The following is a 16972-nucleotide window of genomic DNA, read 5'->3' on the forward strand; positions in this document are numbered from 1 at the left end:
GTATAAGTCGTTTCATTCAGCGTTGGTGCGCTGGCGCTCTTAAAAGGACGAGAGGAAGGCAAGATGTCTGTACCTGATGATTTTCCGCGCGAAGCTGTCCTCGCCTCGTTGGCGGGTTTGCAGCCCAAGGTGGCCGCTCGATTTGATGCGAGCACCGGTCACTATGTCGCAGCGCCATCCGACTCTGACGTCGCAGAACGGTATGAAATCTGCGGTGACCTTGTGACCCAATTGGTCGCAAAATGCCAGAAAAACCGGGCCACAAAATATCTCAATCTGACGGAGTCGCAGATACTTGAACGCCTGCTAGCCCAACTGCTTAGCACGACCTGGGGTAGCGACGCGGAGATGAAATGGGTCATCCGGCAGACGGCCTCTGTCTTGGAGTGGGTGGTCCCTGAAAGCGCCGTAGCCAACAATACTTCGTCCCAGAGGGCATGACAGATGCTGAGTTTGCGCACCAATAGCTCTTCGCTGTCTGCGACCCGCGCTATCGACCGCTCTAGTCGCGCCGCCTCGGTTGCGATGTCGCGCCTCAGTACAGGCTATCGCATCAATTCAGCGATGGACGATGCCGCTGGTCTGCAAATTGCGACTCGACTAAAAGCGCAGACCAGTGGCATGGCTGTGGCGATGCGAAACACGCAGAACGACATCTCACTGATGCAAGTAGCCGAAGGCGCTGTCGATACGATAATCACTCTCTTCGGCCGCATGAAAGACCTCGCTATCCAAGCCGCCGATGGTTCGACAACTGCTACAGATAAGGAAGCCCTGCAAACGGAATTCGTTAGTTTGTTCGCGGAGGTGTGGCACGGTGTCGAGACAAAGTACAACAGCGAAGACCTCTTTATCAGCACGCCTCCAAATAATTTTGCAAAGTTGTGGCACCCTGTTCAGATGCAAATCGGGGACAGTTCATCGAATGTGATGGAGGTCAACTTACAACCTGCGCTTATTGGCACACTCGATTCGCTTAATTACACGAACGCTGACCTCGATGTCATTCTGACGCAGAACGCGAGCACTGCAATCGCAAATTCCGAGGCGGCGATAGACAGCTGGGCAGCTTTACGCAGCCAGATGGGCGCCGTGTCAAATCGCTTGGAGCACGTGTACAACAACCTGGCAAATGTTTCGACGAACACCCAAGTCGCAGAAGGTCGCCTTATGGATACCGACTATGCGGCGGAAACAGCTGCTGCGACATCCCAGCAAATGCTGATGCAGGCCGGGACAGACATGCTGAAGCAATCGACCTCCATGAACCAGCTGGCGATTTCGCTCGTGACATAGGGACCTCATCCAATGGCAAAGCCTCCGCTTCGTCCACCGAAACCGCCCGCTCCGCAACAAAGGCCCGTGGTCTTTTTGGACATTGACGACGTGCTGTGTGTTCACCGCACGCTCAACACTCGCCAAGTCCTGGCTGCGCTAGCTGGTAATGAAACCGTCAACGCCGACGACGTTTGGCAGCAAGTATTTCATGCGTCAGCGCGTGAAAATCTGAGGCTGCTGAACGAAGAATTCGGCCCCCAGTACGTCATCAGTTCGTCCTGGGTGCTGCATCTGAACCGCGAACAGTTGGCTGAAACGTTTCGACGTACAGGGCTTGAGTTCGTCGCTGAGAACCTGCACGAACACTGGCAGACCCCGCGTGGTGCTGACTCATATCGACTGACTGAAATCGACGCATGGCTCGATGCTCATGCGCTGTTGACATCGGTGGCGTTTCTGGTGATTGACGACCTGGTCAGCGGGCAATCACTGGTTGATTCGCATCTTGAAGAGCGTGCGGTACTCTGCGATGCATGGACCGGATTTACATATCCCAAACTACGTACCGCGCAAAAGATTTTGCGCCACTGCTTGAAGGAATTTTGACGTGCTTCGGGCTATTCAGCGAATTTTACGTGACGAAACACGAGCGCCGATTTTTTGATAGCCGTGGCGTTGGCTGTGCTGGCAGCAGGTGTTGTTATTGCCGTCGGCGCGATTTTTTGGAACCCTTAATTTTGTTCTGACTTCAACCAAGTGGGATTATCTAGGACACAACCATCGCATGGCGCATGCCTGCTTCTTTTTTACCGCCACCATAATCTCTTGATTGCGACCTTCGACATTCGCGACTTCAGGCGAAGCACCATCGAGTCGCATGTTGTTTAAACTGGGGTACCAACATGAGCTGCCTCTACCTCGGCATATTCGTCAACCAAAGAAACAGCATACAAGCAAGAAGAATGGCTGATATCACCGCAGTTCCAGCAACGATGAGACGTCGATACTTCTCATAGCCGTTCTTGTCGTCACCGCGTGCGAACATCTGGTCAATCACCTTTGAGAGTGAACTCATACGCCCTCCATATCGGAATAGGTTCACAATAGTATGACATTAATTAAACAACATAAACAGTTTAGATAATTATTTCAATCTCAAACAATATTTGTAAGTCTCCCCAAAACTGGGACTGGGCTTCGGCATTACTGTCTATAAAAAGCTCATTTCGACTACTCCATTGATAGTAATTTCCCATGCCAAAAGACTTCGGGCATCCAACATTTCGTCGCCACTCACTTTCAGCGCAGAAAGTACTCAGAAAGGAACTACAGTGCTTAGCACGACGCACTACCTTGACCATCCACGTGCTCATCACGAAGATGCTTTTATCCCCACCTTTCCAGGGTGCTGAGAAATGAACGTCAGTTTTACTTCGGCGTTTGGGTCTATTCATTCTTTTACACAGGTCGGCCACTTTCAGCGCAGAAAGTGACCCGCTCACCAAGTCAAATTGCCCGAAATCCTTTCTGACCTTCGGAGGTGATGGAGATATGCGGGTCGCCCAAGAACTACTTTTTTCGTGCCATGTGAGGGGCCTCACGCGCGCATTAGACTGCCCCAGTCCGTTTGCCGTTTCGACCATCAACGATGCTGCCACTTTCTGCGCAGAAAGTGCGAGCAAGGCCAAGAGGCTCTCAGACTCAATGCACGCTAACCAGCCCAAGGGCCTCGTGTGCCGAGTAATTTCCAAATAACAATAAAATCGGACTTGTGCAGATGTGACACCGAGGCATATACTGTACATACATACAGCAAACTCAGAAAATTGTTGCAATATAGGCCATGATTTCTCTTCCGCAACCTGTTCATTGTGAGGCACAGCAAGCAGCTGAGGTCGCGCTGCGTCACGTGTGGCGTGCGAGTGAATTGAGTCGTAGTCGGGCTCTGTCTGCTTCTACAGGGCATGCGTTGTTAGATGCGGAACTCCCAGACGGCGGCTGGCCGCAGTCAACGTTAGTCGAACTGCTTTTGCAGCAATCAGGTATAGGCGAGATGCACCTACTGCGCCCAACATTGGCGGCGCTGTCTAAGAGGCGGCGGGTCGCATTAATTCAACCGCCTTATCTACCAAACTCATCCGCCTGTAAGTTCCTTGACTTGACCTGCCCGAACCTTCTATGGGTACGAGCGCCCACAACAGCGGACGCACTATGGTCGACCGAGCAAATTTTGCGAAACGGAAGTTGCGGTGCCGTATTGTTATGGCAAACCAATACTCGCAGTGAGGCACTCCGGCGACTCAACCTTGCGGCTCAGACCACGGACACCACATTTTGGCTGCTGCGTCCGATGAGCGCCTCTGCCGATGCTTCCCCGGCGCCGCTTAGGCTTGCTCTTCGACCCGCTGCCGGTGGAATTTCGGTGGAAATTATCAAACGCCGTGGACCTCATCACGACGAACCTCTATATGTTCCGCTAGCTAGCATGCCAGCCCGTCAACGATTCTTGGATGACCAAAATGCGGTACTGGTTCAGCGTACACCTTCCACTGTTACCTCTCGAGTCCCTCAGGCCGCACTGGTGTGAACCCGCGCCTTATGCGGTTGTCGAGAAAGGGAAGATAATTTCTGTGTCGCGCGAAGCCTTCGTTTCGGGTGTGCGGGTCGGCATGCGCCCAGGGGGAGTATCCGCTGTCTCACCATCTACCGTTATTCTGGAGCGAGACCCACAACGTGAGGAAATCACTCTAAATGCCGTGGCGTTCGCGCTACTCCAATTCACGCCTGAGGTGGCCTACGCTGATGATTTCAGTCTATTGTTAGATGTCACCGCTAGCCTCCGCCTCTTCCGTGGTCACGCGGCCATAGGCCGTCAAATTCGCGCGAGTGCGCAGGCAATTGGAGTAACGGTTCGTCTCGGTACCGCTCCAACTGCGATGGGAGCGTGGCTGCTCGCCCGCCTGCGCCTTGTGAAACGCGAGGTCACATTGCGTCGCGTAGTAAAGATGTATTCTTTGGAACGACAACTGGACCGCATACCTTGTGAGTACCTACCAGGCGCGGTCGAGCATCTGGAATGGCTGACCGGAATCGGAGCCACGGACTTGGCAGCACTACGTCGCCTGCCTCGTCAAGGTATCCAACGCCGCATGAGCAAACGTGTCCTCGATGAACTCGACCGCGCATATGGTCTCGCATCCGAGATGTTTCAGTGGATAACAGTACCAGAAGCGTTCACAGCGCGCATTGAGACGTTCGACAGGGTCGAGCATGCGGATGCTCTTCTCGATGGCGCCACGGGCCTTCTACAGCAATTCGTAGGATGGTTGGTGGCCCGTCAGCATGCGGTGAGTACATTCGCATTTATGCTCGAACACGAACGCGGGAGAGACGCAATACCGGCTACGGAAGTCGAGATTCGGCTGGGAGAGCCGGCCTGGCGAATCGACCACATGACCCGGCTGCTAAAAGAACGATTAGGCCGTGTGGAACTCTTGGCTCCGGTAATCGCAGTACGACTTGAAGTTCGTCTACTTGCTGCTATGGTTCCACCGACTGAGGACCTGTTCCCCGAACCAGGCGGAAGTCCCGCCGATTTCAAGCGGCTTCTGGAACTACTGAGCGCACGCCTCGGTAGCAGCAATGTTCTCGTCCCCGCCGAAACACACGACCATCGCCCAGAGGCATCAAATATATGGGTGCCAGCAACCGAGAAGCTATCAAAACCCGTGGGAGAGGATGCGTCATTCGAGCGACCATTCTGGCTGCTGGACAAGCCTATTCCGCTCCTGGTTCGAGGCGACCGGCCTTTTTATAATTCCCAGCTGAAAATGCTAAAGGGACCAGAGCGAATCGAAGCCGGATGGTGGAATGACCAATTGGCAGCACGCGACTACTACATTGCGCAAGCCTCCGACTCAAGCTGCTACTGGATTTATCTTGAACGAATCCCCGATGGGCGTTGGCATCTGCACGGAATGTTTGGTTGACTATGGAGACGCTAAAGCCACCATCCACATTGCCTGACTACGCGGAACTACAGTGCGTCACTCACTATTCGTTTTTGAGGGGAGCCTCCCCTCCTGAGCACCTGGTTCAGCGCGCAGCTCAGTTAGGCTATAAGGCCCTGGCCATTGCTGACGAATGCTCATTGGCAGGCGTAGTGAAAGCGCATGTGGAAGCGAAGGAGCGCAAGCTGCATCTGATTATCGGGAGCCAAATGCTGGTGACGCCCGAGGATGGCTCACCCGCATTTATGGTCTTGGTCCTAGCCATGAATAGGAATGGATATGGAAATTTAAGTGAACTCATTACAGTAGCGAGGACACGTGCGGAAAAAGGCAAGTATCTCGTTCGACCAAAGGATGTCGCCAGTCCAGAAGCAGCGCTCGCTCACCTCAAAGGACTTCCTGACTGCCAGCTCATTTTGTGCCCCAAATATCAGGCCCCGTACGAAGAAGTCGAACGTCAGGCCGAGTGGCTAGTTCGCTGCGCACCAGGCCGGGCGCGTGTCGCACTTACTCTCCACTACCGCGCTGAGGATGACCGACATCGCACTATGACTGAGGCCATCTCCGCTGAGTTTAGTCTCCCAATCGTCGCAACGGGAGACGTAATGATGCATCTCCGGTCAATGAAAGTCATCCAGGACACGATGACGGCTATCCGCCACAACACTCCGATTGCACAGTGCGGCTACTTGCTCGCGTCGAACGCGGAAGCGCATTTGCGGTCACGGCTTCGCCTAGGTAATCTATATCCTCGCCAAGCTCTAGATGAAACGATTCGGGTAGCGCAACTGTGCACGTTCTCATTGGACGAGCTCAAGTACGAATACCCTGGTGAGATTGTGCCGGAGGGACGAACAGCGGCCGACTATTTGAGAGAGCAGGCATACATTGGAGCCCATTGGCGCTACCCACACGCCATTCCCGCCAACGTTCAAGCACAACTTGAGTACGAACTCGAGCTCATCGCCGAAATGGAATATGAGCCATATTTCCTTACCGTGTTTGATATCGTCCGATTCGCGCGCTCACAGAAAATTTTGTGCCAGGGGCGAGGTTCTGCGGCGAATAGCGCTGTCTGCTACTGCCTTGGCATTACTGAGGTTGACCCGTCACGCGGAACACTTTTATTCGAAAGATTTATCTCACGCGAGCGCGACGAGCCGCCTGACATTGACGTGGATTTCGAGCACCAGCGTCGAGAGGAAGTCATTCAGTACATCTACCGAAAATACGGGCGGACCAGGGCCGCATTGACCGCTGTGGTCATTTCATATCGACCGCGCAGCGTTATACGCGATGTCGGCCGAGTACTTGGCGTAGACCTATCCATCGTCGACAAAGTGGCAAAGGCCAGCCATGGCTGGGGTGGGCAATCCGACCTTCATCAACGTCTAATTACGTGTGGATTCGACCCGAACTCTCCGGTTGTAGAAAAGTGGGGGTACATCGCAGACCGGATGATGCGGTTTCCACGCCACCTCTCGCAACATCCCGGTGGCTTCGTGATTTCTCGCGGGCCCTTATCACGCTTGGTCCCAATTGAGAACGCAGCGATGGTGGAGCGCACGGTCATACAGTGGGATAAAGACGATATCGATGCCATCGGCCTGCTGAAAATAGATATCCTTGCGCTCGGAATGCTCTCCTGCCTTTCACGCACACTTGAGCTAATTTCCCAACAGCGTGGTGAGCTTTTCGAGCTAGGAGACATACCTCATGAGGACTCTGCTACCTACGCCATGATTTCCAAGGCCGATACTGTTGGGGTTTTCCAAATCGAATCTCGCGCCCAAATGTCGATGCTCCCCCGCATGCAGCCGCGCGAATTCTACGACTTAGTCATTGAGGTCGCGATTATCCGCCCCGGTCCAATCCAAGGTGGCATGATTCATCCCTATCTTCGTCGTCGACGGGGTGAGGAACCAGTAACCTACCCAAGCCCCGAAATAGAAGCTGTTCTGAAAAGAACCTTGGGCATTCCGATTTTCCAGGAACAGGTGATGTCCATTGCTATGACGGCCGCAGGCTTCACGCCTGGTGAGGCGGACCGCCTACGTCGCGCGATGGCTGCATGGAAGAGGAAAGGTGGCCTGGAACAGTTTGAAAACCAACTAATGACCGGAATGGCGGCGCGCGGGTACTCGTCTGAATTTGCGACCTCAATCATCGGTCAGATAAGGGGATTTGCCGAATATGGATTTCCCGAGTCGCATGCACACTCCTTCGCGCTTCTCGCATACGCCAGTAGCTGGCTCAAATGCCATCATCCGGCCGAATTTCTGGCCGCGCTTCTGAATAGCCAACCGATGGGGTTCTACAGCCGTTCCTCGTTGGTCCAGGATGCGCGCCGTCATAAGGTGGAAGTTCGTCCTGTCGATGTTTGCGCGAGTGGATGGGAGGCCACCCTCGAACCTTCAAGCACCGCCTCACCGGCCGTCAGATTGGGCCTAAATAATATAAATGGTTTGGAACGTGACGCAGCTTGGCGTATCGAAGAAGCGAGGGCCGCGAGAGAATTCGCAGACACAAGAGACTTGGCCACGCGTGCTGACCTTACAGCGGCTCAAATGAAAGCGTTGGCCTCAGCCAACGCACTTGCATCACTAACCGGTAATCGTCGTACAGCAATGTGGGATGCCGCAGCGAGCGTTCCTGACAAAGGCCTGCTGCGAAGCGCGTCAATTTCAGAGCCCAAGCTAGAGCTGGCACCACCCACCGAAGGTGAGGACATCATATCCGACTACCGGCATGTCGGACTTACACTTGGGCGCCACCCGCTCACCCTACTTCGAGACCGCCTGTACAAGATGCGATTCACACCGTCGGAGGTGTTGAACGACTTCCAGGACGGTCAGCTCGCACGTGGCTGCGGAATCGTAACTGTTCGCCAGCGACCGGAGACCGCTAATGGCGTGATTTTCTTGACGCTCGAAGATGAGTTCGGGACCATTAATATCATCGTATGGCCCAACTTAGTTGAGCAACAACGCCGTGAACTGATGACCTCACAGCTCCTCGGCGTCTATGGGGTATGGCAATCGAAACAGGGGGTTCGAAACCTGATTGCCAAGCGCCTCGTTGACTGCTCTCATCTACTTGGAGAACTAGAAACTCGGTCACGAAATTTCCATTGAACCGGAGTCGGGTTAAACTAGAGCATGACATTCCTAAACGAATACCTGCGCTTAATGAAGCAGCACGATAGCCGTGGCCGCTGTCTACACTTTGACAGTGGGATAGGTTGCGACCAAATCATAAGTGCGCACTCTATCCAGAAGCAAGGCCAATTGGCGAAAATAGCGGAAGAGGGACATGTCTATCGGTTGAACGCCGACATCGGTCAACTAAAAAAATCAGGAGGGATTCCAGCCTTCAAAAAGGTCGGTATAGGCATCGCATCCACGTTTGATGGGTTTTGCAAATTTCACGACAATGAACTGTTCGAGCCGATAGATAACCGCCCATTAGAGCGCGACTTAGAGCAAATTGCACTGTATGCTTACCGCTGCCTTACTAGAGAATATTTCGTCAAGGAGAATGCAGTTCTTGTCGCAAACGAGGCAGAAAAAATTCCTGGATTGGACGACTGGCAACGAGGGGTCATTAAAGCTTCCGGTTTCGGGCATGCGCTCGGATTTGCTCGACTTGAACGACACAAGGCCACGTACGACTATGCTCTGCGGGCCAAGCAATTTGAACAGTTCGAATACGTTATCTTTGACTCGCCTGACGAGTGTTTTATGCAAGCATCGGGTTTGCTCTATCCAGATTTCGATTTCCAAGGGACGCGATTGCAAGACATCGGAAATTTGGATGAAGCTCTAGACCTAATCACCTTCTTCACGGCACCAACACAACTAGGTTGGGGATTTTGCTTTGCTTGGCATAATTCAAGTAGCAAAACATGCGTGCCGTTCATTCAGTCGCTCTTGAATTACGCGCAAGCTGGAGGGCGGTTTTCTGATGCACTTCTACGCTTCGTAACCTCAAGCTGCGAAAACCACGCCTTCAGAGTCTCCTGGTGGGACGGCCTCAGAGAAGACGAGCAGGAGCATATTTTGAAACGCATAGCATATCTGATGCACTTTGAGATTGAGACTCCCGCAACATACTTGTCTGTGGGCTGCGAAGGAATCGCGGACTGGTGCTTCAAGTGGGTAGACACCACGCTCGATGTAACCGAGTATCCGCACGAAAAAAATGCCTAATTAAGAATCCGCAAAAATGGAGCTCCCATGTGCGTCAACTACATCACCGTCAGCCGTCAAATGGCCTTCGATTGGTTTAGAACGCCGCTCGAAATCAACGAGGACTGGCGCGAGGAAATCTATAGAGACTACAAAGCTCCGTTCATCATCCATGACGACAACGGCCAACGCAGAGGGATGCTCGGAAGTTACGGCTTCGTCCCGCAACGCCACCGCCCATTCAAGAAGCTGACCAAGGACGAAGAGCTGGCGATAGCGGAGGGGAAGCAAGTTAAGCGCAAACGCATTTCGATGGATACCATGAACGCTCGCTCCGAAGAGGTCGGAAGCAAGGTCAACTACAAACGATTCTGGCTCCAACAGCAGCTTTGCATCGTGCCCGCCCTAGCAGTGTTCGAACCAAACTGGGAAACTGGGAAACACGAACGCTGGGCGTTGGAACTAGCGAGCAAAGAACCGTTCGGCCTACCTGGAATGTGGCGTACTTGGGAAGAGGAGGACGGCTCAATCACGAACTCATTCACGCATTTCACCCTAAACGCAAATGAACATCCGCTGCTGAAACGCTTTCACTCCGATGATGAAAAACGCGGTGTGGCCATCTTACGGCCCGAAGATTACGACGACTGGCTCAGCTCAACAAATCCGGAGTTTGCGCGAGCGTTGGTCCAACTCTACCCTGCCGAACTTCTTCATGCCGCACCGGCGCCCAAAACACCGAAGGACGGAAATGCAGCCCAACCGGCGTCCAACACATTGTCTTCGACGGTCCAACGAGACCTATTTTGAAGCAAATTTTCGCCAACCTCGGCCTAATAGAGTTAAAGTCTACGACAGGAAGCCAATCGCTCCCCCCGACCACTTCAGGTGAAACCGTAAGCCTGAACATCAATGATTAAGGACGAAGATTGACTGAGCAAGAAAAATTTGAAATCCAAAGGGCCATACAAGCTCGCCTTAGCATTATCGGAGGTGAAAGGCAGTCAACGACAAGTGGCACTCAGCGAAGTGAGGTCAACTACTGGGAAAAGACGGTAGAGTGGGTCTTTGCAAAAAAATACTTCAAGCCGAACTCGGTCCTAGCGCCTTTGAGTTCCACGGCAGAGGCAGCGGGGGATGCGATGGTAAGCTTTAGCGGTCAAGACCGATGGCTTCTCATTGAATTCAAGCGCACTAAAGCTGACTTTAAAGCTGAACAAAATAAGTATCCAATCTTCGGAAAGCTGAAAAAATGGGAAGACGTGTCACCGGAAAAAGTGAACACGGCGAATAGAGCTTTTACGGAGCTAACCGAAGTATGGCGGCTCATCAAGAGCCTGGATATGCTTCCCCCGCACATTCTCGTCTATGGGAAGATGGTTCCAGATGTGTCTACTAACGCTTCCGTTCCTGCGACAGCATTGGTCAACGCGTGGAAACCGACGTGGGCCCAACACACCCTCGAAGTGGCGGCTCAATCTTACTGGGGAGACTGGTGTAATCATAAGTCTACAGCCCTCGATATCCCTGATGGAGCGTCGGTTAATCTCGACGATTTGAAATCGTTAGGCTGGCAACTATCGAAGTTCAAGGACTACGTTCGGACATTGCTAGCCGCAAAGTGCGTTGATGGTTCAATGGACACTTCTAGCTGGATGTACGACACAGTCATGGCAGTTGCAGCAGACGGTTCGACTAGCACTCTCTCAATGGTAGAGTTCGCCCAGAATCATCTGCTGGTTAGTTCTTCGCCCAATGGGGTGCCGCCGCTGCAACCTGCAAAGCCTGGTAAGAAGATGAGGCCATAGCTTGTTTATCTGCTGGGTGACGAATGACACAGCGAAAGGCCATTGCACGCCGACATGTGTCGGCGGCCTGACACCCGCAGTCTGGCCAGTCGGGTTACCACACTCGAATCTCAAAGTTACTGTTTCAGCCTCCAAACAGACCAGCAAGAATGCGCTGACGTTCCGCAATTTTTGGCAAATACAGCCGTATAGTTTTAACTGCATTTTTCTCTGCCAACTTCGAACGTAAATAATTCGAAACTGAGAAAATATAAATTTCGGCGAAATCTCCGCCGGCCAACTCCACTTCATCCCTAAAGCGCCTCGCAGTCTCGAAGCGCTTGACCTTCATTGGAAAGAGTGGAATTCCAACGCGGTCGTCTTTTTCGCACACTGCCTCCCAAATGCACAGCATTGCCTTCGGGGATGACATGGCAACCTCATGCGCATAACCGTTTGGCACGCGCATCTTGAAAAGCACCTTTCTCAACAAGTCGTAGTCTCGGTCTCCTTCACCATTCAATGCAGCTCTGTACATCTCGAGATTGGCAACCTTAACTTCAACGTCATCGAAACCGGCCGCAGCAACCAACGGCAACTGGCGGTCCTTTCCGCCATACCCGTGGAAAGACCAAGACTTGACTTCCGTCTGATAGAAAACTGTCTCCCTTTTCGAACTGACCTTCAGCCATCCATCTAGTTGAAACCCTTTTCGCCCCCCTGTCGTACACGAAATCCGATTGTTACGCTCGTCGACCAATAAGCTCGCGCACTCTCCCTTGTCCTCGAAGTATTTCATCATGCAGGCGAACGCCAATTCCTCGCCAACGATAGCTTTGATACTGCTCGCATGTTGGCGTCCATCTGAGTCTTCATCGAAGAAATGAACAATCTTCTCTACACTCAACGCCAACCAATCATCGTCGTTCTTGTACAATTTATTAGTAACCATATCAAGCATCACACGCTCACTTAACAAAGACCACTTGGTATGTTCGGCGCGACCTCGTACAACCCCTCGCCATTCGCGTTTTCACCATTATGCAAATAATGGTGAAATTCTAAGGGGTAAGTCGAGTCTCCAGATTATGGAGCCTCCTCAGACCTGCCGCTACAACAGAAAAAAACAGCCTGTTCTAATGGGCTGACTTTAACGAATACTTTCAACTAAGACGCTCCAAGATACGCTAGGAGAAAATTTTCGGGTGACGGCGGGAATCGCCCCTTTCCTGTGCTCTCGACTTTACAGGATGAATTTGCGAAATGTAGAATAATTGTCGCAGACCAATATAGTGGCACTAGCGTTATTTTGCCAGTCAGTTTTCAACGCTCTTCCAAGGTAGCGATTCGTAAATATCTTGAGCCGTAGCATAAGACTTCTCGAACGGAGGGAGGTCCCCTTCGACCTGGTCAGTCAGTGCGGCATATCCACTTTCAGCCATCGAACGCACCGCTGGGTCGGCCATGGAATTCTGTTTTGCATCTACCCCTCTTTCCCGGCTAGAGTTGATGATTAAGGTGAGCAAACTTTTCGCCTCCTCTGGTTGAATCTTATTCTCCCCAGTTACCAAGAGATTGATGTCGTAAATGTCTTGTTCGCGGTTTCGCTTCCGAATAGGTTGTTGAAGCAGCGACCGATATTTTTCCGCCAATAGATTCAGATAACTATATGCTCGAATCGTCTCCCCGTCTCCGAGGCTTAACACTTCCACATCCAAAACAGCTTCGTTATAGCTGTAGTCGATTGATACGATGTTTGGCGCCTGCCCATCCAACAATTTAGCGAGTTCTAGCGGTTTGCTTCGGCGTGCAAAACCTATATTTACCTGTAGCGTGGGGTACGTAGCGTCTGCTCGTTTGGGTTTGAGTTCATAGCGCTGGCAACGACACATCGTGTCATAGGGCAAAGTATCATTGGCAACATCAATTTGTTCATTTAGCGCTTGGAGGAGAGCTTTTTCGTTACCTTCCAGGTATTTATCGCGGGTCGAAAAGTCCGCATCCTTCGTGAACCTTGAGCTGTTATAGCGAATCGCCATTAGCATGCCCCCTTTCATCACCATGGTGGATTGCAACGCTGTCGATTTGCTTATCGCTGTGATAACGATATGCACGGCCTCCCGGAAAGTTCGCTCTTTTCCTTCCGCCTTCGCCACCCAAGCAGCTACGTCAATCTCTTCTGTTAAGGCACCACTCATTAAGACTCCTCTTTTTTAATGGATACAGATGGAACGTTGATTGAGAGCATCCATCGGTCGGAGTACCTAGCTGCAAACTCATTTTCATGGTCAAGCTTTCGCGAGCCTCCTCGCTGAGCAAATTGCTCCCAAGTCTTAAAGACCGGACTATCTAGTCCGCAAACTTCGGAAAGAACAAATCCTGCTCGAACCTTATCGATTGGCTGTCCGTGTTGCTCAATTTCATCTGTTATCAGCTTAAGGTACCGGCTAGCCTCCTCTTTATAAACATCCAAGACATGCTGAATCCCGCCGCACCGATTCGGCTCTCTTAGCATGTCTAAAAATACTCTACCGATAGTTGCAACTCGTAATGAGGAATTTGGTACTACTCGAAATGCCCCTAACTGCGACCTTTCTTGAAAATCGACCAGGGTTTTCCCAATTTCCTTAAATTTGTGCCTGACCAGCGTAGGTAGCCCGATGGACCGATAGTGTTCTAGCTGCCCACCAAGGTCCTTAGACATTTTCTCTTCAGCTTGCTTTTTCCACAACCCAAGCGCAGGCCTGGTCATATAAAGAATCTTGGGGAAACGGTCAGTTAGCCCATGATATTCCATGGCGCTTAAGTGAGATACGTAGGAAAATGGGTCCAAAGCACATATGATTTCCCTAGGCTCAGCGGTGCCTTTTCCGAAGAGTGTATAGGAGCTCGCGATACCGGACGGCGTTAGTAAATGTAGGCTCACAATGGTGCCTAAAATTTTCTCAAACTCTTCTTTCGCTCTTTTTTCGTTGCCAAAGAAGCCATCAAGGTAGAGAAGTTTCCCGAGCTCATACGAGGATAATGCAGGCGCGCGCATCGTAGAAAGAGCTGCTGCTACCCTAGCAATGCGCTCATAGTTCTCAGGTAGGTTCAAAATTCGAGTCCGGTTGTTTAATCACTTTAACGTAAGGTTAGTCTAGTCTAGTCTTCATTCGATATTCGAAGCGCACATCCCATCACCCTCGGCAGCTGGATACACCTATCGCCCTGCTACACTGCGTCCTTAGGACGCAGTGTAGCAGGGCGATACATGAAAAGCAAGGGCACGCAATAACATTGCAAAAAAACAATTTTTAAAAATTCAGGCGATTCATCTGCCTGTATGCTAAAATCCGTCCTAAGGACGGATTTTAGCATACAGGCGCCTTCCGTCTTTCTGCGGCCCGGCGATACAACAAGGCGGAAATTTCCCCTACTCGCCGTCCTAAACACGTTAGAACGTGCCCCCAAGCAATCCTCGCATATCTCGCTACGGGCATGAGCAATAAGCTTATCGCCCACACCGTCGGAATTTGCATCGGCACGGTAAAATTTCATGTTAAGAGCATCATGAGTAAGCTCGATGCGCGGACAACCAGAGAAGCCACGGTCGTCGCGGCCAAGCGTGGTCTGGTGCGCCTGAATTAGCGACTGACGTAATGACGCATTCGATGAGAAGATTGAAGTACTCGGCTGCTCAGGAATCGGTGTCCAGATAAAATTCAGCCCCGCCTTCAATATCTTAGACAGTAGAAATGAGCTCCTCCAACTGGACCATTAGACCAGCCACAAAAGCTGACCTCACCATAATCGAGCGATGGTTGGCTACCACGCGTGAACTCGACTCACTTGCGGTGAACTGGCCAACGACGCTTCTTGTTTTCAAGGAAAAAGGGATGCTCGTCGTTGCAGACAAGGGCGACAACGCGGTGGCGTATTTCTGGGGAAGCCTGGTCACCGGAGATAGCGTGCTCGAGGTACGCCACGACATGCGCAGGCGTGGGATTGGGGCTTATTTGGTGTCGTTTCTTGTCGAGGAAGCGCGGGCTAATGGAGCAAGCGAGTTGATGGTCGAATGCTCGCCACACACGTCAGCAAGCTTTTGGGAGAAGATGGGGTTCAATATCTTGCGTATAGACCGCAAACTTATCGGAAGAAGAAGCTTGACGGAATCAGCCGACGCAATCTGAACTTTCGCAATTTTGTGGCAATTCTGATGCGCGGACTACGTCAGCACCGGTTTGGCGAAATGACTCAATCATCGCGGGAGGAATCGCGTACCAGCTGCCGCCAGCAACTTCTGCGAACATTCGTTCTGCGGATTTTTCCGGTTGTGGCTGTACAGAGTCTTGTTGATTCATTTGACTCCGGATTATGGTAGAGGATTCTCCACGGGGAAAGCTAGAAGTGTAGCTGAGTTTTAATCTGCGATGGAGCGCGTAGCAATCCCTTCTCACAATATCTAGTCGACGCGCGCGTATGTACGCCCGTCGAGTACACGAGTAACCTGGGCTACGTCTTTCGCGCCAATGCGCTCGTAAATTTCCTCCGCAGTGTGGCTTTTCGCTAGCTCGCGAATGGCTCGCACTTGTTCCACCGACAGCCGACCATCACGCCCGCAAATCTGCGCAATGGCCCAGTCATTATCTTTCCATTTTTCTGCAACCCATGGCGCAGGCAAGCCCTTACGTGGATTTTCTCTAAGCCACTTATCGACAATTTGGTAGCGCTCATCAGGTAACGGAACAACAGATTTTTCAAGTAGTCCATTCTCTCTTAAGTACCTCAGTCCTGATTTCCCGCCAGGAATCATATTGAGACGACGCTCATCGTCCCAGTGACCTTCAACAAGAAATTCCTCTGCCGCATAGAGCAACTCAAGATTATCCGTCACGCCCATTACCTTGTGATTAATGTAAGTGACCCTTCCCTTATCCTTTTCCTCTCTGTACCTACGATGAAATAACAAAGGACTTCCCGTATCAATTGCGCGTTTGTGCTCAGACCAACGCTTTTGCCAACTCCTCTTGGTGACGCCAACGTAGAAAAATCCGTCATTAGGGTAAGAAGAGCCATTGCCAAAAATGTGCTGATAAATTACATAGGCAAGTTCAGGCGAGTGCTGGGGTGAAAGTAAAAGGTTTGCTGGAATCGAAAATATCTGGCTCGGTCTTACAATTTTAGTCTCATCAATTTTTAGTTTACCTATTGCCGCTGCTGCCACATAGACCGGGTCAGTAACCAACTCAATAGCTATAATTGGTTGCAACGCGTGCTCGTTCTCCGCAAGCGCTTTTCCGGACAAATACTCTGACTCTGGGCCTACAGTCCGATGCCCTAGTCTAAATTTTTTTAGAGGAGCTACGAATCCCGGGCGGCCATCCATGAAAATCAGGTGTACGAGCGGGAGGGTTTGTCCAACCATTAGCCTAAAAACCCCGAACGGACTTGTCGCAATTTTTGCCCACTCTAAGCCGTTCGGCGAGGAGTTGATGAACCTGTTCAGCAGCGCCTCGACCTCTCGGCGGCGAGAAATCATTGTCTTCGGCACCAAGTGCTCCCACCAAGGCTTGCTTATAGTTAGGTTGTTCATAAAATTCTTAAGCTGTTGAGCTATCTAATCTATCCAGTCGCGTGTAGCGCGATGGCCATCTTTGCTTTCACTATTTTCTGGAAGCCAGTTCCTTGCCATCAGAGCCGCCCGCGTCGCGCATAAATTCAGCGTTAG

The 16972-nt window shown here is 51.6% G+C and carries 17 protein-coding genes; 11 read left to right on the top strand and 6 right to left on the bottom strand.

The genetic code is table 11. The features are described from left to right. Window positions 1-63 precede the first annotated feature (63 nt). The 3 genes from ACEN9O_RS02690 to ACEN9O_RS02700 are packed head-to-tail and all read left to right on the top strand — an operon-like array spanning window position 64 to window position 1884. Window positions 64-441 carry a hypothetical protein gene (locus ACEN9O_RS02690; protein ID WP_495616114.1) on the top strand — a complete coding sequence of 126 codons (378 nt, stop codon included), beginning with the start codon at window positions 64-66 and terminating at the stop codon, window positions 439-441. Window positions 442-444: 3 nt separating this feature from the next. Continuing rightward, complete coding sequence (locus tag ACEN9O_RS02695; protein ID WP_495616115.1) at window positions 445-1296, top strand: flagellin N-terminal helical domain-containing protein; 852 nt, start codon at window positions 445-447, stop codon at window positions 1294-1296. 12 nt (window positions 1297-1308) lie between these two features. Beyond that, on the top strand, window positions 1309-1884 hold the full coding sequence (locus tag ACEN9O_RS02700; protein ID WP_495616116.1) for an HAD domain-containing protein: 576 nt from the start codon (window positions 1309-1311) through the stop codon (window positions 1882-1884). A gap of 530 nt (window positions 1885-2414) precedes the next feature. Here ACEN9O_RS02700 and ACEN9O_RS02705 read toward each other — a convergent pair. Next, entirely contained in the window at window positions 2415-2966 is a 552-nt protein-coding gene (locus ACEN9O_RS02705; RefSeq protein ID WP_495616117.1) for a hypothetical protein, read from the bottom strand. Between the two features lie 155 nt (window positions 2967-3121). Here ACEN9O_RS02705 and imuA point away from each other — a divergent pair, with 155 nt between their 5' ends. From imuA to ACEN9O_RS02735, 6 genes are all read left to right on the top strand, one after another. Next, window positions 3122-3865, top strand: a complete 744-nt coding sequence (imuA, locus tag ACEN9O_RS02710; RefSeq protein WP_495616118.1) for a translesion DNA synthesis-associated protein ImuA — start codon at window positions 3122-3124, stop codon at window positions 3863-3865. Next, window positions 3789-5267 (top strand): Y-family DNA polymerase, encoded by a 1479-nt coding sequence (locus ACEN9O_RS02715; RefSeq protein ID WP_495616119.1) that lies wholly within the window; start codon window positions 3789-3791, stop codon window positions 5265-5267. The genes imuA and ACEN9O_RS02715 overlap by 77 nt, the downstream gene beginning before the upstream one ends. Window positions 5268-5269: 2 nt before the next feature. Beyond that, window positions 5270-8422, top strand: a complete 3153-nt coding sequence (locus tag ACEN9O_RS02720) for an error-prone DNA polymerase (RefSeq protein WP_495616120.1) — start codon at window positions 5270-5272, stop codon at window positions 8420-8422. Between the two features lie 24 nt (window positions 8423-8446). Next, the gene (locus tag ACEN9O_RS02725) at window positions 8447-9496 is read left to right on the top strand and encodes a hypothetical protein (protein WP_495616121.1); all 1050 of its coding nucleotides are present in this window, start codon (window positions 8447-8449) and stop codon (window positions 9494-9496) included. 27 nt (window positions 9497-9523) lie between these two features. After that, entirely contained in the window at window positions 9524-10285 is a 762-nt protein-coding gene (locus ACEN9O_RS02730; RefSeq protein WP_495616122.1) for an SOS response-associated peptidase family protein, read from the top strand. 119 nt (window positions 10286-10404) lie between these two features. Then, window positions 10405-11283, top strand: coding sequence for a hypothetical protein (locus ACEN9O_RS02735; protein WP_495616123.1), 879 nt, complete (start codon window positions 10405-10407; stop codon window positions 11281-11283). A 124-nt stretch (window positions 11284-11407) separates the two neighbouring features. Here the strand turns inward: ACEN9O_RS02735 and ACEN9O_RS02740 are convergent, their stop codons facing one another. The 3 genes from ACEN9O_RS02740 to ACEN9O_RS02750 all read right to left on the bottom strand — a co-directional run bounded on the left by ACEN9O_RS02740 (window position 11408) and on the right by ACEN9O_RS02750 (window position 14359). Continuing rightward, the gene (locus ACEN9O_RS02740) at window positions 11408-12223 is read right to left on the bottom strand and encodes a hypothetical protein (RefSeq protein WP_495616124.1); all 816 of its coding nucleotides are present in this window, start codon (window positions 12221-12223) and stop codon (window positions 11408-11410) included. 355 nt (window positions 12224-12578) lie between these two features. Next, window positions 12579-13460, bottom strand: a complete 882-nt coding sequence (locus ACEN9O_RS02745; RefSeq protein ID WP_495616125.1) for a nucleotidyl transferase AbiEii/AbiGii toxin family protein — start codon at window positions 13458-13460, stop codon at window positions 12579-12581. Continuing rightward, window positions 13460-14359 (bottom strand): type IV toxin-antitoxin system AbiEi family antitoxin domain-containing protein, encoded by a 900-nt coding sequence (locus ACEN9O_RS02750; RefSeq protein ID WP_495616126.1) that lies wholly within the window; start codon window positions 14357-14359, stop codon window positions 13460-13462. The genes ACEN9O_RS02745 and ACEN9O_RS02750 overlap by 1 nt, the downstream gene beginning before the upstream one ends. A gap of 359 nt (window positions 14360-14718) precedes the next feature. Here ACEN9O_RS02750 and ACEN9O_RS02755 point away from each other — a divergent pair, with 359 nt between their 5' ends. Further along, window positions 14719-14892, top strand: coding sequence for a response regulator transcription factor (locus ACEN9O_RS02755; RefSeq protein WP_495618419.1), 174 nt, complete (start codon window positions 14719-14721; stop codon window positions 14890-14892). A gap of 107 nt (window positions 14893-14999) precedes the next feature. Then, entirely contained in the window at window positions 15000-15434 is a 435-nt protein-coding gene (locus tag ACEN9O_RS02760; RefSeq protein ID WP_495616127.1) for a GNAT family N-acetyltransferase, read from the top strand. Here the strand turns inward: ACEN9O_RS02760 and ACEN9O_RS02765 are convergent. Both ACEN9O_RS02765 and ACEN9O_RS02770 read right to left on the bottom strand, forming a co-directional pair. Then, window positions 15417-15605: a hypothetical protein gene (locus tag ACEN9O_RS02765; protein ID WP_495616128.1), complete on the bottom strand. Its 189-nt coding sequence runs from the start codon at window positions 15603-15605 to the stop codon at window positions 15417-15419. The two genes, ACEN9O_RS02760 and ACEN9O_RS02765, sit on opposite strands and share 18 nt — an antisense overlap. Before the next feature lie 101 nt (window positions 15606-15706). Further along, window positions 15707-16837, bottom strand: a complete 1131-nt coding sequence (locus ACEN9O_RS02770) for a GIY-YIG nuclease family protein (RefSeq protein WP_495616129.1) — start codon at window positions 16835-16837, stop codon at window positions 15707-15709. Window positions 16838-16972 lie beyond the last annotated feature (135 nt).

It is taken from the genome of Duganella sp. Dugasp78, assembly GCF_059491455.1.